19 protein-coding genes and 1 pseudogene are annotated in these 23356 nt (G+C 59.1%); 8 read left to right on the top strand and 12 right to left on the bottom strand.

The window, feature by feature from the left end:
• Positions 1-31 precede the first annotated feature (31 nt).
• Both BV034_RS17990 and BV034_RS17985 read left to right on the top strand, forming a co-directional pair.
• Positions 32-769 carry a hypothetical protein gene (locus BV034_RS17990; RefSeq protein ID WP_050028382.1) on the top strand — a complete coding sequence of 246 codons (738 nt, stop codon included), beginning with the start codon at positions 32-34 and terminating at the stop codon, positions 767-769.
• On the top strand, positions 766-1164 hold the full coding sequence (locus BV034_RS17985) for a gamma-glutamylcyclotransferase family protein (protein WP_050028381.1): 399 nt from the start codon (positions 766-768) through the stop codon (positions 1162-1164). Before BV034_RS17990 ends, BV034_RS17985 begins: the two co-directional genes overlap by 4 nt.
• Positions 1165-1195: 31 nt before the next feature.
• On the opposite strand, the gene BV034_RS17980 is transcribed toward BV034_RS17985, so the two are convergent.
• The 3 genes from BV034_RS17980 to BV034_RS17970 form a co-directional block, all read right to left on the bottom strand.
• Positions 1196-1648 carry a rhodanese-like domain-containing protein gene (locus tag BV034_RS17980; RefSeq protein ID WP_050028380.1) on the bottom strand — a complete coding sequence of 151 codons (453 nt, stop codon included), beginning with the start codon at positions 1646-1648 and terminating at the stop codon, positions 1196-1198.
• A 20-nt stretch (positions 1649-1668) separates the two neighbouring features.
• On the bottom strand, positions 1669-2886 hold the full coding sequence (locus tag BV034_RS17975; RefSeq protein ID WP_063768820.1) for a glycosyltransferase: 1218 nt from the start codon (positions 2884-2886) through the stop codon (positions 1669-1671).
• A 78-nt stretch (positions 2887-2964) separates the two neighbouring features.
• Complete coding sequence (locus BV034_RS17970) at positions 2965-4122, bottom strand: glycosyltransferase (RefSeq protein ID WP_050028378.1); 1158 nt, start codon at positions 4120-4122, stop codon at positions 2965-2967.
• A gap of 225 nt (positions 4123-4347) precedes the next feature.
• On the opposite strand from BV034_RS17970, the gene BV034_RS17965 reads away from it, so the two are divergent.
• Positions 4348-4974: a hypothetical protein gene (locus tag BV034_RS17965; protein ID WP_050028377.1), complete on the top strand. Its 627-nt coding sequence runs from the start codon at positions 4348-4350 to the stop codon at positions 4972-4974.
• Between the two features lie 115 nt (positions 4975-5089).
• Here the strand turns inward: BV034_RS17965 and BV034_RS17960 are convergent, their stop codons facing one another.
• The 9 genes from BV034_RS17960 to BV034_RS17920 form a co-directional block, all read right to left on the bottom strand.
• Positions 5090-6580, bottom strand: coding sequence for a SulP family inorganic anion transporter (locus BV034_RS17960; protein ID WP_050028376.1), 1491 nt, complete (start codon positions 6578-6580; stop codon positions 5090-5092).
• A gap of 443 nt (positions 6581-7023) precedes the next feature.
• Complete coding sequence (locus BV034_RS17955) at positions 7024-9582, bottom strand: LamG-like jellyroll fold domain-containing protein (RefSeq protein WP_050028375.1); 2559 nt, start codon at positions 9580-9582, stop codon at positions 7024-7026.
• A gap of 306 nt (positions 9583-9888) precedes the next feature.
• Positions 9889-10902 carry a DUF6807 family protein gene (locus BV034_RS17950; protein WP_063768819.1) on the bottom strand — a complete coding sequence of 338 codons (1014 nt, stop codon included), beginning with the start codon at positions 10900-10902 and terminating at the stop codon, positions 9889-9891.
• 23 nt (positions 10903-10925) lie between these two features.
• Entirely contained in the window at positions 10926-12419 is a 1494-nt protein-coding gene (locus tag BV034_RS36125; RefSeq protein WP_050028374.1) for an SMP-30/gluconolactonase/LRE family protein, read from the bottom strand.
• Between the two features lie 79 nt (positions 12420-12498).
• Entirely contained in the window at positions 12499-13452 is a 954-nt protein-coding gene (locus BV034_RS17940) for a D-2-hydroxyacid dehydrogenase (protein WP_050028373.1), read from the bottom strand.
• Positions 13453-13495: 43 nt separating this feature from the next.
• The gene (locus BV034_RS17935; RefSeq protein WP_050028372.1) at positions 13496-14734 is read right to left on the bottom strand and encodes a 2-oxo acid dehydrogenase subunit E2; all 1239 of its coding nucleotides are present in this window, start codon (positions 14732-14734) and stop codon (positions 13496-13498) included.
• Positions 14735-14814: 80 nt separating this feature from the next.
• A complete protein-coding gene (locus BV034_RS17930; RefSeq protein ID WP_050028371.1) occupies positions 14815-15780 on the bottom strand; it encodes a transketolase C-terminal domain-containing protein in 966 nt (321 codons plus the stop codon).
• Positions 15777-16733 (bottom strand): thiamine pyrophosphate-dependent dehydrogenase E1 component subunit alpha, encoded by a 957-nt coding sequence (locus tag BV034_RS17925; RefSeq protein WP_050028370.1) that lies wholly within the window; start codon positions 16731-16733, stop codon positions 15777-15779. Before BV034_RS17925 ends, BV034_RS17930 begins: the two co-directional genes overlap by 4 nt.
• A gap of 368 nt (positions 16734-17101) precedes the next feature.
• Entirely contained in the window at positions 17102-18112 is a 1011-nt protein-coding gene (locus BV034_RS17920; protein WP_050028369.1) for a dihydroxyacetone kinase subunit DhaK, read from the bottom strand.
• 783 nt (positions 18113-18895) lie between these two features.
• Here BV034_RS17920 and BV034_RS17915 point away from each other — a divergent pair.
• From BV034_RS17915 to BV034_RS17895, 5 genes and pseudogenes are all read left to right on the top strand, one after another.
• Entirely contained in the window at positions 18896-19627 is a 732-nt protein-coding gene (locus BV034_RS17915) for a hypothetical protein (protein WP_050028368.1), read from the top strand.
• 6 nt (positions 19628-19633) lie between these two features.
• On the top strand, positions 19634-20116 hold the full coding sequence (locus BV034_RS17910; protein ID WP_050028367.1) for a hypothetical protein: 483 nt from the start codon (positions 19634-19636) through the stop codon (positions 20114-20116).
• A 140-nt stretch (positions 20117-20256) separates the two neighbouring features.
• The gene (locus tag BV034_RS17905) at positions 20257-21084 is read left to right on the top strand and encodes a hypothetical protein (protein ID WP_050028366.1); all 828 of its coding nucleotides are present in this window, start codon (positions 20257-20259) and stop codon (positions 21082-21084) included.
• A gap of 187 nt (positions 21085-21271) precedes the next feature.
• On the top strand, positions 21272-22462 hold the full coding sequence (locus tag BV034_RS17900) for a DUF559 domain-containing protein (protein WP_265593139.1): 1191 nt from the start codon (positions 21272-21274) through the stop codon (positions 22460-22462).
• Positions 22452-23356, top strand: a pseudogene (locus tag BV034_RS17895) (hypothetical protein); the annotation flags it as partial. The gene BV034_RS17900 and the pseudogene BV034_RS17895, both read left to right, overlap by 11 nt.

Below are 23356 nucleotides of genomic sequence, written 5' to 3'. Positions count from 1 at the left end.
AACGTAGGATATCTCAACTGTGTTATTGAAAATGCCATCCCTTCCCCGCCTTCATCTCTGGCAAGACCTGGTGCCCCGTCAGGGCCCCCTGAACATGGCATTAGATGAGGCCATGCTGCTCCAGGCTGAAGGGGTATGGATGCGGGTCTATGGTTGGGAGGAGCCGAGTGTCAGCATTGGTTTTTCCCAGCCGATCTCAGTGATTCCTGATACTCAGGCGGGCTGGCCGATGGTGCGACGATGGACGGGCGGGGGAGTGGTGGTCCATGATGGTGACTGGACCTACACCCTGGCGGCACCCGCTGGGAGTGACCTCAGCGAGCAGCGTGCGGTGGAAACCTACCGCGAGATCCACGAGGCGATGATCCGTGCCCTTCATGAGGCGGGCATGGGTGACTGCTCCTTGCAGTCTGAGAACACCTCCGATGGCATGGGGGTCTGCTTTGTTGAGCCTGCGAAGTTCGACGTGGTGTGGCAGGAGCAAAAGATCGCCGGTGCCGCTCAACGTCGGGCCAAGACTGGATTCCTCCATCAGGGCACCATTCAGCCTGTGAAATTACCCGCTGACTTTGGCCTGCTGTTTGCACGTCAACTGGCGATGGATGTCGTCGTGATGGATCAAATGGAAATGGAGGCCCGGCTTCTGCCTGCAGCCCGGGAACTGGCCCGGGACAAGTATGAGACCATGGAATGGACGCTCCATCGGAGTGCACCTTCCTCGAACCCCGGGCCGCGGATTGCGGGTGCTGGATCCACCGTCTTGCCATGAGTGCTCCAGAGCGGGTTGCGGCCTCTTTGCAGCGCATCTTTGTTTACGGGACGCTGAAGCGCGGCTTGAGCAATGCCCATTATCTGAACGGCCAGACTTTTGTGGGCACGGCCCGCACCCTGCCGAAATACCGCATGGTGAATGCGGGAGGTTATCCGGGCCTCTATGAGGTGCCGGAGGAGGAGGGGGGGCTCAGAGTTCATGGGGAGGTCTGGGAGGTGGATGCCATCTGCCGCAAGGAACTGGACCTTCTGGAGGACGTTGCGGTGGGGCTCTATGAACTGGTCCCGGTGGACCTGGAGGAGCCTTTTGCCAGCGGGCAAGTTTTCACCTACCTCTACCGGTGGTCCATCATGGGGCGGGACGACGCGGGTGATGATTGGCGGGAAAGTTGATGCTCCGATCCAGTTGGGGATTCGGCTCTTGCTATTGCCCCAGTTCCCCGCTCTGCCGGCACCAGGCTTCGAAGCCTCCTTGCAGGACCAGTACTTCCTTGAACCCGAGGGCATCCAGCCTTGAGGCGGCGCGGGCCGCCCGTCCACCCAGGGCACAGTACACCAGACAGGGGCGGTTGCGGTCCAGTTCCAGATTCAGAATGAACTGGTCGAAGTTCGACACAAAGAGGTTCACGAACCTTGCGCCGGGAAGGTGATTGTTGCCGGTGACTTCTTCGGAAGTGCGGACATCAATGATCCCCCCCAGTTTGCCTTCCCTTAGGAGTTCCCTGGCCTCGACCACGCTGATGTATCTGGCAGTCGCTGGCAGCACCACGGGAGGAGGGCGCGGAGGAGCCGCAGGGGCCTGGGCCAGCATCGGGACGGCTCCCATCATGAGCGACACCAGCAAGGTGTGGCAGAGGAGAGTGGCGTGAGTCTGCATGAGACTTGGGGAAAAGGAGCCTACTTACGACTGATAGCCTCGAAGTACACGTCTTCCATGGCAGCCACCTGGGCAGTGCTGCCAAAGTTGGCTCGTACTGAAGCGGCGGCGTTCGTGGACAGGGTGGTTAGCAGCGCAGGCGCGTTCATCAGGGTGAGCAAGGCTTCGGCCAGTTGCTCTGGACTGCGTTCGGGGACGAGCAGTCCATCAAATCCGTGCGTCACGGCCTCGGGAATACCCCCATGCTGAGTGGCCACCACGGGAAGTCCCGTGGCCATGGCTTCAAGCATGGAGTTGGGAATGCCTTCCTGGTCTGCGTCTTTCGTCGTCTCGCTGGGGTGGAGGAAGATGTGTGCCGCTTCATACTCCTGCAGCAGCTGATCCTGGCTCATCCATCCCCGGAGTTCCAAGTGTGAGCTCAGGTCCAACTCGGCGGCGGTACGCTGGATTTTACCGGCAAGTGGGCCCACGCCGCAGATGACGTATTTGACGTTGGGATGTGTTTCCGTAACGATCTTCAATGCCTTGAGGGCCGTGATGATCCCTTTTTTGGGAATCAACCGGCATGCCTGCACAAGACGCCATTCGCCATCGGGAGGTGGTGTCCGGGGCACCGCGTTCAGGTGTTCCAACGGGATCGGTGTGCGATTGAGCCGGAGCTTTTCTTGGGGGCAACCTAGCAGGACCAGCCTGTCCAACAGGGACTGGCTTCGCGCCATCACCAGCTTCGCGTTTGCGAACACCTTCTTGAGGGTGGCCACATAGGCGGGGCGGTCAAGAAACTTGGAAACATCCACCCCATGAAATGAGACTACAAAAGGTCCTCCCCAGGCCCGGAGCATTTCGTAGTAGTGCACCGCTTTGTGGCCGTAGTACACGTGCACCAGCGCAGGATCATTTCTCTTGAGGCGGGCGACAAGATCATACGGGTAGTAGGGGTGCACGTGCCGCTCGATGGGCCGTGGCGGAGGCCAAACCTTGAGCACGTGTTTGTACCAGAAGCGCTTCACGAAGTTCCCGCGAGGCCGGGGCCGGGGCAGCTTCTTCAGCACTTTGACCGGTTCAAAAGGGAACAGATCCGCGTTTTCGTGGCTCTGGGTATAGACGATGGTTCGCACCCGTTGGAATCCCGTCACCTGCCGGTAGATGCTCTGCATTTCCGGCTTCAAGAAGGTGCCGCAAAGAGAGACGACCAGCGGTTTGGATTTGTCTAGGGCGTCGGGGCAACAGGATGGCATGTACGGTGGGGGTCAGCGGAGCCGCCCCGGCTGGGAGTGGTGATACTGGTGTTTATGATGGCTCAAGGGAGAGCCGCTTCAACGTCTTTCCCTGGCTTCGTCGTACGCCTGCTCGAGTTTGGCGATCTGCTCAGAAGATTCAAAGTTTTCCCGCACGTCCAACGCTGCCGCAGCCCCCATGCGCTCCCAGAGGGCAGGGCTGTCACTCAGTTCATGCAACGACCGCTCCAGTCCAGCCCGGTCGCGCTCTGGGACAAGCAGCCCCGTGACACCGTTTCTCACCGCTTCCGGGATGCCACCATGCAGCGTTGCCACCACGGGCAATCCCGTGGCCATGGCCTCTAGCATGGCATTGGGTACGCCTTCCTGGTTTTGATCGGCCGTCATGCGGCTGGGATGGATGAAGAGGTGGGCACTGTGAAAGAGGTCACACAGCGCGGAACCTTTCACAAATCCAGGGAACTGAATTTTGTTCTGTAGTCCCAGATCATCCCTCAGTCTTTTGAGAGGCTCAAGGAGCGGACCTTCACCGGCGATGGTAAACTGACTCTGCGGATGGACCTTGGCAAAGGCGGCAAAAGCGTGGATGGCATCGTCCAGCCCCTTCTTCTCGATCAGCCGACAGGCTTGTACCAAGTGCCAAGCCCCGTTTTCAGGCCATGAACGGCTGATGGTGGGAAACTGGTCCAAGGGGATCCCAGTGCGGTTCATACGGACCTTGTCCTCCGGGCAGTCCAGTTCGAGAAGCCGGTCCAGCAAGGACTGGGAGCGGGCCAGCACCAGTCGGGATGCTTTCAGCAGTTCCCGTAGACGGACTTCATAGGACGGGTCATGTGCCCGCGTCTGAACGTCCATCCCATGAAATGAAACCACGGTCGGCTTCGGCCATCGTTGGATGAAGGGCAGCAGGTGCACGCCGGTATGGCCAAAATAGACGTGCATCAGATCGGCCTCACGCCGATTCAGCAGACCCGCCAGCACCCCGTATTCTCCCCGATAGACAATCGCTGGCTCGTGTTTGATATATTTTAGCCAAAAACGCCTCAGAAAGTTGCTCTTCACCCCCGGAGCCACTTCGATGCCGCCATCAGGCATGGGGTAGAGGTCTTCGCTCTGCCGCTCTTTGCAGATCACAAACGTCTGATACCGTCGCAAACCTTTGATTTGACGGTAGATGTGAAGCATCTCCGGCTTGAGAAATGTCGTGCAGTAGCTGGCAACGGTGGGGCGGTTCAAGGCGAATGAAGTGGGGGCGGGAAATGAAAATGGCGTTCAGTAAGCGTCGCGTTTGGCGAAAGGCAATCCCTTGCAGAATAAAAGTAATTCATCGCGGTGGGGAACCACTGGGATGTTCCGTATCGTTTGCTTGCAATAGACCTGTTCAAGTAGCTCCATTTATCGTAAACTCCCGTTGCTCCCGAGTTTCCCGGGCGGGCGTTGAAAATTAAGCCCCCTGATCTGATGAAAGTCACTTCCTCCTGGCAATCTGCCCGTCGGTGCGCTCTGATCCTCACCATCGTGGCCGGATGGTCCATGAACGGGATGACTGCACCTCCTTCCGCCCCAGTTCCCAAGGAGGAGGATCCAAATTTCTTCAAGAAGATGGGAAGCTTCCTCTTCAAGAAGACACGCGACTTCGAAAAGTCGCAGGAGCCCCCGAAAGCACTGCCGCCTCCCACCGCCGCCCAACCCAAGCCGAGGACGGGCCGGAGACCTCAGACGTCCGACGGGGCTGCGTCGCAACCAATCCCCGGCGTGAACTCAGGCCGCAGAGGGGATACTCAGTACCTCCGTGAAGATCCCGCCAACCCGGGAACCGGATCTGACGGAGGCGAAAGGTCAAACAGCGGAAGCTCCAAATCCAAGTCGGACAAGGGAGCTGGCGCGACGGAAAAGACTGCTGGGTCCAGCGAAATCATGGGCCCGCCAGCACCCCTGAGCTACGCTGTTCCCGTCGCCGGCCGGGCGGGCTTTGTTTATCCTCCGGGTGCGGAACGGAACGAGGCCAACATGCTCGATGTGCGGGGATTGGCTCCGGGGCAGAAGGCCCGTGATCCTCGCACCGGCAACACGTTCCTCGTACCATGAGGTGGGACTGGGGGAGACGGTTCCACGCTGAGATGCCCCCTTGGGTTGTCATTCGAGGGGGCAATGGCGAGCCGGGTCCGGTGCGACTGCGTGTCTTCGTCCAGCATCCGGGGAGCTAGTGTTCAAGCATTCGGTCCATGGCTCCTGGCTTGTCGTGAACAGCCAAGCGGTCAACCAAGGTGGCGCTGGCCTCGTTCATGCCGCTGATAGTCACGTGGGCGCCCTCTCGGCGGAACTTCAGGACCACTTTGTCGAGGGCGGTGATCGCAGTGATGTCCCAGAAGTGCGCATGAGAAACATCAATCGTGACCTCTTGTAGGGCTTCTCGAAAGTCGAAGGCCCTGGCAAAAGCTCCGGCGGAAACAAAAAACACCTGTCCTCGCACCAGGTAGGTCCGTCTGTTCTCTTTTTCGTCGAAGGTCGAGCTGACCCTTACAATCTGTGAGATCTTCCGGGTGAAGGTAAGGGCGCTCATCAACACGCCTACAAACACACCCAGCGCGAGGTTGTGGGTGAAGACGACCACCATCACGGTTACGATCATAACCATGCTGGAGCTTTTGGGATAGAGGCGAAGGTTCTTCAGAGACGCCCAGTTGAAGGTCCCGATGGACACCATGATCATGACTGCGACCAGGGCCGCCATGGGGATTCGCTTCACCCAATCACCCAAAGTCACGATCATCGTCAGAAGCAGCACGCCAGCGGAAAATGTGGACAACCTCCCGCGACCACCCGATTGCACGTTGATCACAGTCTGGCCGATCATGGCGCAACCTGCCATGCCGCCAAAAAGACCCGCTACCATGTTGGCGGCTCCCTGGCCGGCGCACTCCCGGTTCTTGGAACTGTCTGTGTCCGTGAGATCGTCCACGATGGACGCCGTCATCAGCGATTCCAGAAGGCCGACGACAGCCAGGGGAATCGAGTAGGGTAGTATGATAGAGAGTGTTTCAAAGTTCAACGGGACATCTGGAAGCAGGAATATGGGAAGCGTGGAGGGGAGTTCGCCCAAGTCGCCCACCGTGCGCAGATTGAGCCCGGTGATGATGGAGAAGGCGGTCAAAACAACGATGCACACCAATGGGGATGGCACTGCCTTCGTCATGAGGGGCAGCAAGTAGATGATGGCCAGACCCGCAGCCACCATCGCGTACATCTGCCACCCGGCTCCGTGAAACTCGGGTAGCTGAGCCAGAAAAATAAGGATGGCGAGAGCATTGACGAAGCCCGTCATCACAGACCGGGAGACAAACTTTAACAGGTCCCCCAGTCGTAGTGCCCCTGCAATGATCTGGAAGAAGCCAGTGAGCAGGGTCGCTGCTAGAAGGTACTGAAGCCCATGCTCCTTGACCAGATTGACCATAAGCAATGCCATGGCCCCGGTGGCCGCAGAAATCATGGCGGGCCGTCCCCCCAGAAATGCGGTGACTACGGCAATGCAGAACGAGGCATACAGTCCGACTTTTGGGTCAACACCCGCGATGATGGAAAATGCGATTGCCTCTGGAATAAGGGCCAGCGCTACTACCAGGCCTGCCAGCAGGTCTTTGCGGACATTAGGAAACCACTCTTGTTTTGTTTGTTGCCAGTTGATGTCGATCATGGACTGAAATTGCTCTATCCGGTCTTGGTGTTACACTTGCGTAGGATGATTGCGCTGCAGACCATGCCGCTCCCCAACCCTGGAGGGAAGGCGGGCTTGAGGTGACGTATGCATCGAACCCGGAACTGCGGCCCAGTTCGTGGCGGGAAACGCGTGCAATCAGAAGGATGCTCTTTGCCTTGAACGCTCGAAGGTGTGCGAAGCAACACCCGGGTTCTTAGGCTGGACAATGTCTCCGCTGAGGAAACCTGTTGTGCAAGATCATCGCTGTACCAGCGCATGCTTCACGGCGGAATCACCGGCGTGTCCGTTGAAACTGCTGGAATGATGATGTCTTTCTGATTCAAGAAGCGGCGAAGCTAGGCAGCGAAACCGGGTTTTCAAGAGTTCTTTTCGAACATGCAATTCGTCGTTTTTTTAGCCCCATGGTCGAGAAGGGTGTCCTACAGGCTGACGTCGTAGTACACGTTCATCACTGGCTCGAAGATGTCGGTGGAACGATGTTCTCCGGTGAGTTCCGGGTGGCTGTCAGCTGACTCCAATTCCAGGCGATAGACGTGACCTTCTTCGCGTTCGGACGAGGCGAGCGTCTGGCCTCCCAGCACCACCCATTGCAGGACGATGATCTCGGTGTCTTCCAGTTGCCCGGACAACACGCGCTTCACCTTGTAAACGTTCTCCCCCAGGCTTCGCACATAGGGGGCGATGGTGGCTGGCTCATCAGGCTCTGAAGCTTGAAGCAACTCCGCTTCCACCACGACGCGAGCGGCGGTTTGCCGTCCCTGCCTTGTTTTCACAGACCGTTCATTCAGCGTGGCGACTTCCCCGGCGGACACCGCGCGGTCGAGCAGGCGAATGTTCTCGAGAGAGCCCTCCCAAGGCCGACTCCGGAGGACGTCGTTGCCGAAGACCAAGGTGGTGGCATCCCATTCTGCCGGCTCGCATGCCGCAGAGATGCGGGCTTTTTCCTTGCCATCACGGTATCCTACGAGCTGTCCGGAAGTGTAGGTGACCACGACCTGGGTTGATGTTCCCGGCGTGACTTCTCCCAGGGCGAGCTTCACTGGCTTCCGGTCTTTGTCGGTCACGGCAACTGACAGTGTGGCCTGGTTCTGGATGAGTTCGAGAATGGGCTTCTCCTTGGAGTTTGCCAGGGACAGCACGGTTGCTTCCTGTTTCCCAGATGTGGAGGCGGGTTCAAGGTCCAACGCAAATGAGAAGGCTCCCGAAGTGGCGGCAGCCCTGCCGAAAGCGGGAGCAGCATCCTCGTCCGGTCGAAGGGAACCTTGGCGGATCAAGGCGCCGAACCAGCGGTTCGGACGGGTGGCTCCTTCGTAGCGGGCGGACCAGCTGCGGAGCACCTTGCCATCGGGTGCGGTGATGACGTTGCGGGAGCGTTCGTTTTCCCAGACGAAGACTGTGCCAGGCAATCCGTTCTCGTTCGACTGGGCCAGCAGTCCTGTGCTGCCCGATCCCGGCTTGCTGGGGGCATTGTGTTTGCTGGAAGCCGCAAACCAGGCATCTCCAAAGAAGTCTGCCGTGTGGTTGTAGGTTACGCGAAACCAGCTTTCCACCTCGGTGAATCCGGCGTCAAACCTGCCGATATAGAGCTCCGTTTCCGGCATCCATTGGGGGGCCGTGAGGGTGACGAAGCGCACATCATTCGTCCATCTAGGGTGGTAGACTTTCCGCCCGGTCCATCCAGGTACGGTGGCGAGGTTGATCGTGCGCGGCGTCGCCTGGGGGGTGTCGAAGAACTGTACGCCGGTGTGTTGACCAATGAAATAGAACGACCGGTGACTGCTGTCTGGTGCCACGGCGGGCCAGCATCCTTTGCCCATCACTTTGAATTCGCCCGAACCCAGATCAGCCAGACCGCATTGCGGCCAGGGGAAGGCATCGGCCGCGAGCTTGCCATCTCCGGAGAGATGAAACCACGCGGTTTGCGGCTGTCCGGTCCCAGATTTGGTCCAGACCTCCTCGGAGACAGAAGGATCATCGAGCCGGAAGCGCCTGACTGGGGCTTTCACGTCCCGCCATCCGGTCCGCACATACACCCAGGTGGTCCCGGTGGAGGGATCCTCCCAGATGTCGGATGCGTAACCGGCCGACAGTTCTCGAAGCCCGGCCCCGTCGAAACCAACCACGTAGCACTTGTGTTTCGTTTGGTCCGTGAACACCACCTGCCTGCCATCCGGAGTAAGCATCGGACTCGCGTAGCTTCGGATGTCGGAGAGGATGGCTCTTTCGCCTTTGCCATCCTCGGTGTCATATCCATAGAGCACGCCAGTGCCGCCTTTCAGATAGAAATCCTCTTCATCCTCTGTGCGCGTCCACACCACCCGGGCTGGACCCTCTGCAAAATCGCGCAGTTGTTGCGCCAAGTCCGCGGGAGCGCTTGGGCTGGCCAATGGAGGGCGGGTGAGGGGGGCTCCGGCGGGAGCGGGCAGGACTTCGATCCCACTGAGGAACACATCATCACCTCTCCCGCGAGTGCCACGAATATCGAGTCCGTTGCCATCCTTCACCTGCACCACGGCTTCATAAATATAGGCGCGGTTTGACGAACCTGCGGCTTCTCGAGGACTGAAGTTCTGCAGCAGGTGCTCGCCTTCGATCCAGAAGTCCATGCTGCGCTCGGCCTGCTGTTTGCCATCGACAAAGTGCAGTCGCACCAAGTAGGTGCCATCTGCCACGCTTCGTATCCGGTAGTTGAGGTTGGCTCTGCGCACCGACTGGTACACCAGTTCAGGGGCGGGTTCCTGAGCCTCTTTAAGATTCAGCCTCTGATTAAACCGATACTTCTTGCCGCGAACCACATAGTTCTTGTCGGACAGCCAGACATGCCCCGTGAGGCGGTCCTTGATGGTGCCGCCCCCGCAGTTGATGCGAAGGGGTTCAAACGGGCGCGCGGCTGCCCGCGCAGCGTGAGGAAGGCCGACCATGAAAGTCAGCAAAGCCGTGGATAACGCCACGGAAAAGGCGGTGGAACGAAAAGTCATGAAACTGGCTTGAGATACGAGAAGAGGTTCCTAGCCACCGGACCGTCTGGCGACGGAGGGGTAGCAAGGAGTATCACAGCGTCATGCGCCCATGAGAAAACGTCCGTGAAGTTCTTCCCGGACGCGTGGGCGACGCTGTGGTCAGCGTTCTTGCGCCTTCAATGAAAGGCGGCACGAACGCGTGCAGAGGGGTCTCGTTGGTCTCAGCCTGGAATGCTCATGAAAATTGAACGGGAGTTGGGATGGGGAAATAAAAGCGGCACGTCCAGGAGTGGAGTGCCGCTTTTTTGACATCGCGGAGCGAAATCAGTTCGACTTTGTTGGCGCCGGGGCTGTTTTTGCCTTCGGAGCTGCCGGTTTGCCAGCGCCTTCGGCCGGCTTTTGCGTGACTTCCGGCGTAGGGGCGCTTTTTCCGGTGTACTCATTCCAGGCCTTCTGAATCACCTCGGCGGAAGGGAGCCCTCCTTCGGCGATCAGGAAGCGGACCTGCAGAGTCAGCGTTTCGTCCTTCTTGATGCTCGTCTTGAAGAAGGCGCCAAACCGGCCGTAGTCGCGGTACGCGGAGATGCGCGTGCCGGTGGGATTGGAGGCATGGTTCAGGTAAACCACACTGTAGCTCTTTCCGTTGAGGGAGTAGGTTTCAGCGAACCAGGGGTAGTCGAGATCCTTGTGGGCATCTGCCTTCGCCACGGGATAGAGGTAGGCCGTCTTGGAACGGTCCACTTCCTGAGCCGGGCGGAACTGGAGGCCAGCGTGCTCAGGGTCGCCGTCGAAGGTGGTGTCCCCGGCGATTGCTTTCAGTTTGGTCGTGACGTCGATGATCGAGTAGAACTGACCTGAGGGGGGCAGGAACTTGAAGGTGCGCTCATCCTCCAACACCGGCTCGGCGGCTTCGCCTTTGCCCTGCCAGCGGACGAGAGACGTAAAGGTGGCCCCATCCGCAGTGGCGGACTGATTGAGGTACTTCACATGTACCTGCGCCCCGTCCTTCATGTGCCAGCGGTCATAGGTCTTGTCGCCCACCACCAGTTTGTTCCAGCCTTCAAAGATGCCGCGGTGATGGGTGAAGTCGCCACCTGGTCCTTTGGTGATCGGTCCGCCGCCTTCTGCATCGAAGACGTGCAGGAAGGGTTTGTAGGTATCGTGGATCTGCTCCTTGCTGGAGATGTCGTAGGCGGTCATCCAACGCGCGATGACCTTGCCATCACGCAGGATGTCCAGGTGCTTGGCCGGCGTGTCCTTGAAGCTGTACTCTGCGCTGAACAATGGAGAGGAGCAGGCGAGAAGCCCGGCCAGAAAGGGAAGGTGGTGAAGTTTCATGAGAAATCGATGGTTGCGGGCTGTTAACGACGGCCGGAGACGTTCATTTTCACACCATAGAAGCCAGTCTTCGCGGTGATGTAGAGCATGTTGTCACGACCGAAGGTGCAGTTGGCCGGGTTTTCCGGGACTTTGATCTTGGTCACCTCTTTGCCTGCGGGATCAAAGACCCAGACGAACTCCTGGGCCGTGACATAGACGTTGCCAAACTGGTCAATGGTCATGCCATCGCCGCCAGTGGCCTGGCCTTCGGCCATCTTCGCAAAGTCACGGCCATTTTTCACAGTCCCGTTGTCCTGGATGTCGTAGGCGCGGACCTTGTTGGATCCATTGTCGCCGACATAGAGCGTCTTCTTGTCGAGCGACAGCACAATGCCGTTGGGCTTGAGGCAGTCGTCCACCACCTGGGTGACCTTGCCACCACGGTCCACGTAGTACACGCACTCTTTCTCCATCTGGATGTCGTCCTTCTGGCCGTAGTTGGGATCGGTGAAGTAGTACCCGCCCTTGCCGTCGAGATCCACATCGTTGGACTGATTGACCCGCTTGCCGCCCACCTTTTCGACGACTGTCTTGATCTCGCCGTTGGCTTCCCGGGTCACTTTGCGAGCCTTCATTTCACAGGCCAGCAAGGCACCTGTCGGGGTGAACATCAGGCCGTTGGCGCCACCGGTGTTCTCACGATGAACGGTCGTTTGTCCCGTGGCCGGGTCATAGATGTGAATCCGGTTGTTGGGGATGTCGGTGAAGTAAATCCGGCCGTCTGGCGCGAGGGCAGGCCCTTCGGTGAATTTGAACCCGCCCTGGAGCAGCTTCACTTCTGCACCTTCCGCCACAAGAGATGCGGGAGCTTTGGGGGCGGCGGCTTCAGGGCTGAGGTCTGCCTTGGATGGGTTTTCCATCAGGCGGATGTTGCGCCAGCGCACCTGCATCTGGGCATCGCTTTTGCCAATGCCATGCACTTGCAGGGCGATGAATCCTTTCGGGGTCATGCCATCCTTCAGGCCTGCAGCGGGCACTCCGTTGAGGAAGGTGCGCAACTGGTCACCCACAGCTTCCACCCGGGCCTTGTTCCATTCGTTTTGCTTGAAGGCAAACCGGGCGGCGTCGTTGGTCTCCAGAGGAGCCAGCCAGGCGCGGCGGCCTTCGTCGTAGATGCCGGCCGTCCAGGCGCGATCCGCTGGATCAATCTCGAACTGATAGCCGTGAACCTGTCCTGCCTTGTAGTCAGGTTTGGATTCACTCCGAAACTGAATTCCGCTGTTCATTCGAGGGTCCACCTTGAACTCAAGCTCAAGGACGAAATCGCCGTAGTCTTTTTCGGTGCAGAGGAAACTGTTAGGTGTGTTGGGGGCGGTGGTGCCCACCACGGCTCCATCTTCCACCGCATAGGTCGCCTTGCCTCCCCGTTGTACAAATCCGGCAAGGTCCTTGCCATTGAAAAGGTTAACCCAATCTCCGGCAAAAAGGGGGGTGGCGGAGAGGAGACAGCAGGCGGCGACGGGAAGCAGTTTCATGAGGTCAGAAAAATCCAAAACGCAGGGGGAGTGATACTGCCCGAAAGCGTGATTTTCTGACAACCGAATTGATAAATTTTCAGCCCACCGGGTTCTGTGGCACCCCGGCCAGGAAAGCACGCACATTTTCAGTGGCCACCTGGATCAATCGAGCACGGGCTTCCAGGCTTGCCCAAGCGATGTGCGGGGTGATGATGCAGTTGCGGGCGGTGATCAATGGATTATCCGCCGCGGGTGGCTCTGAGGAAAGGACATCCAGGCCAGCGCCGGCGAGACGACCTGTGTTGAGGGCCTCGGCCAAATCGGCCTCATTGATCAACGGGCCGCGAGCGGTGTTGATCAAGAACGCTCCAGGTTTCATTTTCGCAATATTTTCGCGGTTGATGATGCCTGAAGTGTTCGGTGTTAAGGGAAAATGTAATGTTAATACATCTGAATTATTGAAACACGATTCAAGATCCACTTTCTCAACGCCTTGAAGGGGTTCCGACGACCATGTGCGACGATTGGCAATGACTTTCATGCCCATGGCAAGCGCGATACGGGCCACAGCTTCTCCAATCGCTCCATACCCGAGGATGCCCAGCGTGCGACCGCTCAACTCCACCAAGGAGCCGTCCCAGTAGCTGAAGTCCTGGCAGGAACTCCAGCGGCCTTCTCGAACGGTCTGCGCGTGATGGCCGACCCGATGGGTCAACTCCAGCAGAAGGGCAAACACTGTTTGAGCCACCGAAGCGGTGCTGTATCCCGGAACATTGCAGACGGTGATCCCGCGTTCTTTGGCGGCGGTGACGTCCACGACATTGTAGCCAGTGGCGAGCACCCCGATGTACCGCAACTTGGGGAGTGATCGGATCGCATCACCACTGATGACGGTCTTGTTGGTCAGGATCAGCTCACAGTCTTCGGCTCGCTTCACCACCTCGCTGGCAGGCGTACGATCATGAAAGGTGCACTCCGCCAGTGCGTGTAAGGCATCCCAGGAGAGGTCCCCTGGATTGGCAGTGTAGGCATCGAGAACGGTGAGCTTCATTCAGACGATCAAAAGGGAGTTGAGGACGCTGCAGGAAACCCCATCAGAGTTTTTCTGGAGTCTGAAGGAGCTGCGCCACGCGGGCCAGCAGTCGGCCTGCCCCGCCACCGTCAAGAATGCGGTGGTCGAAGCTCAACGTCAGCTCGGCTTCGGTTACGGGGATGAAGGTCTTCACTTCCTCACTCCAGACGGGAGCCTTTCGGCCCGCGCCAAGTCCCAACACCAAGTTCTGCTCGGGAAGGGGAATCGGGGTGGCCCACACGATCCCGAACGTGCCGAAGTTTGTAACGGTGGCGATGCCTGGTCGGCTGGCCTCATTGGGCAGCCGACGGCTGCGGGCTTGTTCCACCAGCTTGTTGTAAACTTCCACCAGGGTTGCCAGCGGCTTCTTCTCCACCTCACGGAGGGTGGGGACCAGCACGCCGTCGGCCACTTCCACGGCGAAGCCGATATCTATCGCTCTGGGGTGGACAATGCGATTGCCCACGAGGCGGCCAGCAACGGCTGTGTCTTCGCTCAGCGCGAGGGCGAGGGCCCGGATGACGTACAGAGCAGGGCCGGGTTTCGGATTCGCTTTCTTGCGGTGGGCCAGCAAAGGGTCCAGCACGACGGGGGATCCCACGGTCGCCAGTGGTCGGCTCCAACTGCGGCGCATGGAGTCCGCTACCGCGATGCGCATGGGGGACGCGTTGGTCATGCGATGGGCGTCCAGGTTGCGCAGGAACTGCTCGAAGTCCTCCACAGTGACGCGTCCACCTGCGCCGGTACCGGCCACGGCAGAGAGGTCTGAGGCGTTGAGCCCGAGTTCATTCATCCGGGCACGCATGCGCGGGGAGATGTAGTGGGCCCCGGTAGCGCCAGCGGGCACCGGCAGGCCGCCCACTACGGGTTCCACGGTAGGCAGCCGCTCCTGGATGGTGTCGGCATCACTGATCTTGAAATGCAGATTGGCGGGCTCCCCATCCTCGTGATGGTTGGACGATGATTGAGGCTTCGGGGCGGACTTGATGGGGTCCACTCCCATGTCTTTGGCCATCTGGGAGGAGACTTCCAGGGCTCCCAGATTGGAGCCGACTGGGTAGCTCACATTCACCTGCGCCGTGAGTTCACCCACCTTGCCTTTGCAAGGGGCGGTGACAGTCATCACGGCTTTGTTCGTCTCCACCTCAAAGATCTCCTGGCCTTCATCCACGTCCTGTCCGGGCTCGATGAGCACTCTGACAATCGTGGCTTCGGCGATGGACTCCCCAAGTTGGGGCATGAGAATCGGAATGGCGGGCATGAGATGCTGTCGAGGAAGGGAGAGTGAAGGGGCGCAAGCGGTCGTCTGTGTGCCGTCTATGGGGGCGCGGAAGCTGCTGGCTAGAACTTCAAAAGCTTGCGAAGCTCAGCCACAATGCTGGCAGCCGTGGGCCGGTGAGCGCGCCAAAGATTGGGATGGTAGGGGATCGGTGTGTCTTTGGAGTTCAGGCGCTGGGGAGGGGCATCGAGGAGGTGAAAGCCATCGGCGACCACGCGGGAGATCACCTCTGCAGTGACGCCGCCCCAAGGGAAGGATTCCCCCACACAGAGCAGGCGTCCCGTCCGGGCCACCGAGGCCAGGATGGTGCCAGTATCGATAGGCTTCACGCTCCGCATGTCCACGACCTCGATTTGATAGCCGTCTTGCTGAAGCTCCTCAGCGGCGCGGATGCTCTCGTGCACCATGGCGGAATAAGCGACCACGGTTGCATGACGGCCAGGACGCGCGATGCGGGCCTTGCCAATGGGCAAGGTGGAAGTCGGCAGCGCATCGGCCTTCAGGTGATAATAGAGGAACTTGTGTTCACAGAAGATCACCGGGTCTTCCAGTTCCACTGCATCGAGCAGGAGATGGTAGGCATCCTCCACGGTTGCAGGAGTCAAGATCACCAGCCCGGGGTAGTGGGCGTAAATGCTCTCCATGCTCTGGCTGTGGAACGGGCCACTGCCGGGGGTGCCCCCGCTGGGCAGGCGGATCACAATGGGGCAGGGTACATTGGTGCGCCAGTACAGCGTGGCGGCCTGATTGACGATCTGGTTGAATCCAACGCTGCTGAAATCTGCAAACTGCATCTCAACGATGGGCCGACTTCCTTCCACAGCAGCTCCAATGGCCATGCCGACCATGGCATCCTCACTGATGGGGGAGTCCAGCACCCGGCCGGGAAACTCCGCGCTAAGGCGTTTGGTGGCCTTGAAGGCCCCGCCAAATTCTCCGATGTCCTGCCCGTAGATGAAGACGCGCGGATCACGGCGCAGGGCTTCGTACTGGGCTTCGCGAATGGCTTCGAGGTAGGTCAGACTCATTTCTCTTCGTCCACCAAAGCCGAGGTTGCGAGGGCGCGCCACGATTCTTTGTAAGGATCGGGCGACGGTTCACGGCTCGTTTGGGCCAGGGCTCTGTCCACTTCCTTCTGGGAACTTTCGCGCAGGGCGGCCAGCTCCGTCACGGTGGCCCAACCCCGCTCCAGGGCACACTCTTCGGCCAATTGCAGGCAATCCCGCCCATGCTCGGAGTGTTTGATCGTATCCGGAATGTACGAGGCATCATCGTGCTCACCGTGCCCGCCGAGACGGAGCAAGGAGCCAACTACCATCTGCGGGCCGTGCCCGGCGCGCGCGCGACTGATGGCATGCTGAAAGACTTGCAGGCAGGCCAGAAGGTCCTTGCCGTCCACTTCGTAGCCCTCCACACCATAGCCTTTGGCGCGATCCACAAGGTTCGCGCAGGCAAACTGCCGGTTGTTGGGGGTGGAGTACGCGTACTGGTTGTTGGCCACGGCAATGATCAGGGGAAGCTTTTCCACCGCCGCGAGGTTCAAGCCTTCATGGAACGCTCCGGTGGAGGTGCCGCCGTCACCAATGGCGCTGGCACCGACGGCGTCACCCAGACGCCCTTGCAAGCGGCGGGACATGAGCATGCCCGCCACGACGCTGACCATGGAGCCCAAGTGGGAAATCATGGCGGGCAATCCTTCCTTGGGACGGCCACGGTGAATGTTGCCATCCCGCCCACGCATGGGGCCGAGGGCAGAACCTAGATAGGTCCGTGTGGCATCAAGCATCGGTTCACCAAAGGCCAGCTTCCCGGCTTGATCGCGAATCAGCCCGGCAAAAATGTCCCGGCCTTTGGAGAGCTGGAGACCCAGAGCCACACTGAAGGCTTCCTGGCCTTTGCCCAAGTAGACGCCGCCGACGATGCGCCCACCGGCACGGTAGAGGCTGGCAAGTTTTTCTTCCAACACCCGGGCAGCCGTCATGTGGTGGAGGGCCGCTAGAAACGAGGCTTTCCATGCCTCCGCGGAGGGAGCGAGTTCAACACTGAGTGATGTAGTCACAGGTCGAATGGTTTGGAGTGCTGAAACAATGACACACGAGGACGCGGATGGGAAGTCCTTAATTGTTCAAGATCTATCAAATTTTGGCTTTTGCACGCGTCATCCTGACTGAGAATGTGAAAAGTCCCAATGAGTTCAATCTCAACGGCAAAATCTCACTGAGCAGGACGAGGGATGAGTCCTACAGGAGTTCTGCCGACTTCGTGTGTGACATCCTTGTGACACGCGACAACGACGAACCCGCCCCACCCGGCAATGGGTTGAGGCGGGCACGTGAAAACCCTTGGGATTTAGAGCTTGGTGTATCCGACGGATTCGCAGGGCATGTCCCAGAGCTTTTTCAGCTCGGCATCCAGCTTGGTGATGCTGAAGGACACGCCTGCCATTTCCTGACAGGTGACGATGCTGTCCACAATGGTCTGATGGATCTTCAATCCGCGGGCTTCGAGCAGCGGGCGGGCCTCCTTGAGGAGAATGAGCAGCTCCATCATATGCGTGGAGCCCAGGCTGTTGACGAAGAAGACAATCTCGTCGCCAGGATTGAGCGGAAGGTCGTCGCCGAAGATGATGTCAAGCATCTTGGGGGCGAGCTCCTTGGCGGTGCACATGGGGATCAGGGCGACGCCTTTTTCCCCATGAATGCCCATGCCGAGACCGATGACGTCGTCAGCGAGTTCGAAAGTTGGCAGTCCGGTGGCGGGAATGGAGCCTGGCTTCGTGGACACCCCAACTGAGCGGGTGTGGTCATTTGCCTTCTGAGCGAGGCGGGCCAGTTCGTCCAAAGTGTCCACCGTAGCCGCTGCGGCGGCGGCTAGTTTGACGATCGGCACGAGACCGGCCACGCCACGACGATTGCCTTTCTGATCGACCGGGGCAGAGGCCACGTCGTCATTGATGATCACCGTTCTGACTTCAATGCCCTCTTCGACCGCGAGTTCCGCGCCGATATCGAAGTTCATGACGTCTCCCGCATAGTTGCCATAGAGGTAGAGCACCCCTTTGCCACGGTTCACGGCCTGGGTGGCCTCCAGCACGATATCAGGAGGGGGGGCGGCAAAGATGTCGCCGATCGCAGCACCATCCGCCATGTTCTTGCCGACGAGGCCGTGGTAGATCGGTTCATGCCCTGCACCGCCGCCGATGAGGAGGGCGGGCGCGTCAGGACGCAGATCATTCATCACGATCGAGCGGGTGCCCACTTTGCGGGCCTTGCCATCATAAGCGAGCACGAGGCCTTCAAAAAGGTCGTCGGCACACTTCAGGGGATCGTTGATGATTTTTTTGGCAGGATTCGTGTTCATGAGAGGAGGAAGTCGGAAAGAAGCGGTTGCTGGAGAAAACGGAAGGCGAGTTTTGCGGAGGGCAGCCCGCTGGTCAACTAGGAAGCGAGACGAGCCGCATGGACCGTGGCTTTGGGGTGCCATGCCGGGGTAGGAAGGGTGGCTGCGGTCCGGAAAGAAAAATGCCCGCCTGCACAGGTGACTGCGCAGGCGGGCAGGGTGCTCTCTCGATAAACTCAACAATTCACACAACAACATCAGCATTTCGTAGCTGGTGAGCGCACTGGAGGTGTGGGCACAAAGATTTTTTCAATCCCTTGTCTCATGGGGAGGATCCAGCCAAGGGCGGGGGAGTTTAGACAGAACAGGGGCCCCTGACCGCGGAATGCCGGGAGCCCCTGCGCTGCATCCAACAGCTTCGCTCGGAATTCGGCTTTCGCTTTATTTCCTAACGATGATTCACGTTAGTTAAGAAGTTTCAATAATGCAAGTACATATTGAGAAAGTTCTTATATTATTGCGATGCCGGAATTATCGCAGATGGGCCCTTCTGAAATGTAAAAAAACCCACCACTCCTTCATTGAAAGAATGGCGGGCCGTTGTGTGCTGCAACTAACCCAACATCCACTCGGAAATTGAGCTGTTTATTCCATGCCATTCTTGTGACGGGATTGCAACACGATTGGAGACCTTCCGCAAATGTGGAAGTCTAATTTGAGGGGAGGGGGAGATTCCTGCCTGTGGATTTTCTTGCGGCGTCTTTTGTCCTTGCCGAATTCACTGAAACCTCAATAGAAAGGGGGATGACTTGGACTGCTGATCTGATCTTGGGAGTCTGGGATGCCTGCTGCCGGAAGTTCAGCTTTCCCAGTTTGGGCAATGGCCATCTGCATCTGGCGGCGAGCAGGTTGTTTCTGTATCGCTCCGAAAATGATTGGGCCATGACCATCGAAGTGTTTGGGTTCTCGCCCCGCTCGGGTGAGCCGGAAGTGCAAGTGTACTCCTCTGGCAGTAAGCTGATCAATCGACCGGGTCAGGAGGACTTCTTCAATGACCACGCCTGGCATCAACATCAGGCGAACCATCCGCATGACGAGACGCGCTTTGTCTTTCCCCTTGAAAGCGGCAGCTGGCAGTATGGCGAACAGGTTGCCTCCGGCGTCGGGGAGGTGGTGGTTCGTGGGAATTATGTTCCCCTTCCTTCGCGTCACGAGTATGAGGAGGCGGCGGTACAGCTGGCAGATCCAGATCGGATTCAAGTGTATGAACTGTGCCGGTATCTGGCAGCGACCCGCCGCGAGCTCGTGCTCTGCACGCCGGAGGAACTGGTGGTAAACCTTCCTCCTGAATTGAAGCTGGTGCTCAAGCTGGATGAATGGCACCATCCGGATCTCTCCAGTGGGGAGACGGCAGGCTCCACGGAGACATTCCGGCAGCTTGCGGCCGTACTGGAAACGGGCGATGTCACAAAATACGGCCCGACGGAGCTACCCAATACGCACTGGAAAAACTGGCCCGGAAGTGGTACCTTTTAGCAGATCATGGTGAATGCAAACGAACCCACACCGCTGAAGTTAACCCTCCCCTTGGGTGTCTGGACGCTCTGCACCTCTGTCTTGACCCTTCTTGCCAGTGTTGGCCTGGCGCTCTTCGTGGCATTTGTGGGCATCCAGTCTTTTCTTGCCACTGACAAGGGCCAGGCGGACCTGAGCAGGTTTTTGTGGTTCATCCTGTTCACTGGCGCGGTGGGATTGCCCGGGCTCTGGGTATGCCTCGGCTACTACCGCATCACCTGGCCAGCAGGTTACCCGAACAAAGTCCGGCGGTTTTGGGCGGTGTCTGGGTTTTACCACCTCTTTGCCATGATCATCCTTAAGAATGTGTTCCGCGGTGCGGTGGGGATGACTACGCCGATTGAGATTCCGTCGATACCTTTCTGGATACTCAGCCTGCTGGCAGCCAGCGTTTCCTTCGGGTTGGCTCTCGGTCTGCGGGGCGCGCGAGCGGTCGCGCAGACTCCCTAGCGTTTCCGGTGCTTCTTTGGAGTGAGGATTCCTCCGCAGGGAATTCACCGTCATTTCATCGTCCCTTCAAAGTTCCTGCACACAGGAGTGGGAGGCTGTTCACGAGGACAGCAACCCCACCTTGTTGAGAGGAGCCCACGATGAACTTCAGCCACTGGATCAATCACTTCCGCAACAACCAGAATTATCGCCCCGAACCGGCTTGGGAGAGCCCGAGTACCTTGCGTAAGCAGCTCTCACCCCGCCAGTTCGCGATGCTGGTCCGGTCCCTGCAGCAATTCCAGCTGGGGGATGGTGGTGGCCCCGCATACCTGATTGCCCGGGACCGGGCAGGGGTGCTCAGCGGGAGCGGGAGCATCAAGGTGCTGGTAGATTTGTGGTTCAAGGAAGAAGAGGAGCATTCACGACTGCTCGGTTGTGCGCTGCGCCGGTTGGGAGCACCGGAGATTCAGTCCCACTGGAGTTTCTCCCTGTTCTGTGGTTTGAGGAAATGGCTGGGGGTTCAGTTTGAGCTCTATGCTTTGCTGCTGACGGAGATTGTCAGTCATCAGTACTACAAGCTGCTGCGGCGTCATTGTGATGACGTGGCGATCCGTGCCATGTGCGACTTGATCAACCGCGATGAAGCGGGGCACATTGCCTTCCACCGGGCAAGGCTCACGAGTGAGGGGATCCGGCATCGACGGCACTATGGCTGGCTCTGGGAGTTGCAGTTTCGCTTGCGTGGTCTGGCAGCTGGCACGGTGCTTTGGGTCAATCATCGCGGGGCATTAATTGGCATGGGGGCCACCGACAGAGAGTTCTACCGCGCCATCTGGCGGGGGATGGGCCGCTTCATTGCCGGACTGCGTGCGGATCTGGCCTGGGAGCGGGCTTCACGTCGTCTGATTCGCCAGGGCGATCAGGCTCAATCCGAGGGCGATGAACCAGGGAGTGTCCCGCGAGGCGCATGCGAGGGTAAAACTTGATGGAGCGTTTTCTCAGGCGTTTTGGTCTTGCTCTTGCTTGAATGCTTTGCGGCTATTTGATAGAGGAACTCACTCAACCATCGGGAACCTTGCGACGTGATGCCTGGTGCCAAGCTTTTTGCAGTTTTCATCGTTCATGGACCAAACAATGCAGGTGCACCAGAAGCGGAGAGACCAGGGCGTACCAATGGTTTCAGCGCTTCACGGAGCGGTGTGGGAGGTGCATCAGCAGTGGATCGGTGCATGGAGGCGCGTCGGCCGGCCGGTGGTTTGCATCGATTCCTTTGAGGGAGGTCGGGTGGCGATCGAGTGGGTGGGTTGCCTGCTGAACCTGCCTCATCTTCTGCCGTTGTGCATCGCCTTCGTGGCCCGGTTGAAAGGCGACGATCTGGAGCAGGTGGCGTCCGCCCTGGCGAACAAGACGGAATTGGAGCTGGGCCTGTTTTTGGAGCAGGTGACTGCCGGGAAACTCGACGAACTTGAAAGGCAGGTTTGCAAAACCATACTTCGCCACGGTGTGGCCCCGCGGACGTCAGAGCAACTCGTAAGGGAAGTGTTGGACCTGACGGGAGACCTCGAGACTTCCGTCAAGGTTTTCAATCGCCTCATGCCTCCTGAGATGCTGCCTGCCATGCTCCTGCGGCCGCAGAGCGGACGTATGGAAGTGGCAGCGGCGGATGTGCAGGCATTGTGCCGGTTCGCGGAAGTCGTGCCGCGGCTTCCGGTGGCGGTGACGCTGAGCGAGCCGCAGGTGGCTGCGCTGGCCACTAGCGAGATTGCGACCCGCTGGGAAGTGCTTTTGCGCGAGGGGTTGGTGGCGGTGGTGAGTCCAGCCAGCCCACGAGGTACGGGCTCCTCCGTCTCAGAGGACACCGCCTGGAGAGAGAATAGGCTCAGCCGCGCATTGGAATTCATCGCTCGGGAGGGCGGTGAACTGTCGTCTGCAGAGCTTGCCCAGCTGCAAATATTGGGGGAGCAAGCTGTGGCGGAACCTGCGAAGGGGGAATCAGCAAGGGAGGAGAATGAGGCTCGCAGCGCCGCCGAGTCCTTCCTCTTTGAAGTGCTGGAACGATTGCCCAAGACCCGGGGCAAGTTCCGCCTGAATCAGCGGCTGGCGATGACCTTTGGCAACCAACGGGCCGAAGTGGATCTGCTGGCAGTAGAGGCTGGGGTGGTCATTGAGATCGACGGGTATCACCATTTTGCCGATGTGGATGCCTATCGGCGTGACCGGCGAAAGGATGTGCTGCTGCAGAAGCACGACTTTTTTGTTCTCCGTTTTCTGGCGGCGGATGTGGTGACACGTCTGGAGGACATTTTAGATGCAATTCTTAGTGTAATTCGCTATAGGAGCCCGCGTGAACCCCATGAATCCTGACATCCTCTCTGAGTTGACTTTGGCGCGGTTGGTTCTGGCCCCGCCGGGCAAGGGTGAAACTGCGAGCGCCGTGGGTCGGGATCTGTGGCCTCTGGTGGAAGACAAGTGGACCAAGCCTGGGCTGGCGCGTGATCTGGAGGCAAGAGCCAGTGGCCTCGTGGCAAAGGGACTCGCCATTCGCCTGGGCAAAGCACGTTACGCTCTGACGGAATTAGGGGCAGAGGCAGCGCTAAGTCTCTTGGGTGTCAACGGAGTGCCGAGGGGAATGAAGTGGGAGCAGGTCAAAAGCAAAATCCTCACGGCCCGGGCGTTGGGCCTGATGCCCCCTTCTGCCAAGGTGCAGACGCATATCTCCAAGGCTGACGGGCTGCGGGCGTGCGTCCTCAGGCGGGAGCACAGGCTGCCGACCAGCGATTTGCCCACTCCGACGCAGGTCCTGGACCTGCTGGCTGGAAAGACCGTGGGTGCCCGGAAGAGCGGCTCCACGGAGATGCGCCACGCCCTCCTGCGGGGATGGGCCGAACCTTTCCTGTCTGACCTGATCCTCACGCGTCTGGCATTGGTCGACGGGACCCAAGGGGAAACTGTGAGCGCGGTGGGCAAGGATCTGTGGCCTTTGATGGAAGGCAGGATGACCAAGGCAGAGCTGACTCGGGCTCTGGAGGAAAAGGCCCGCGACCTCACGGACAAGGAGCTCGTCATCCGCCTGGGGAAAGCACGTCTGGTCGTGACGGAGAGCGGGGCAGCGGCGGCGCTGGGTTTTCTAAACGTTGCTGCGTTGCCCAAGGGGATGAGATGGGAGCAAGTGAAGGGCAGGTTCCTCACGGCCCGGGCGCTGGGCCTGACACCCTCCTCCGCCAAGGCGCAGGCGCATGTCTCCAAGTCCGACGGGCT

The organism is Verrucomicrobium sp. BvORR034 (genome assembly GCF_000739635.1).
Taxonomy (GTDB): Bacteria; Verrucomicrobiota; Verrucomicrobiia; order Verrucomicrobiales; family Verrucomicrobiaceae; genus Verrucomicrobium.
Note: the sequence above shows the minus strand (reverse complement) of the source record. Positions and strands in the feature narration are given on the sequence as shown.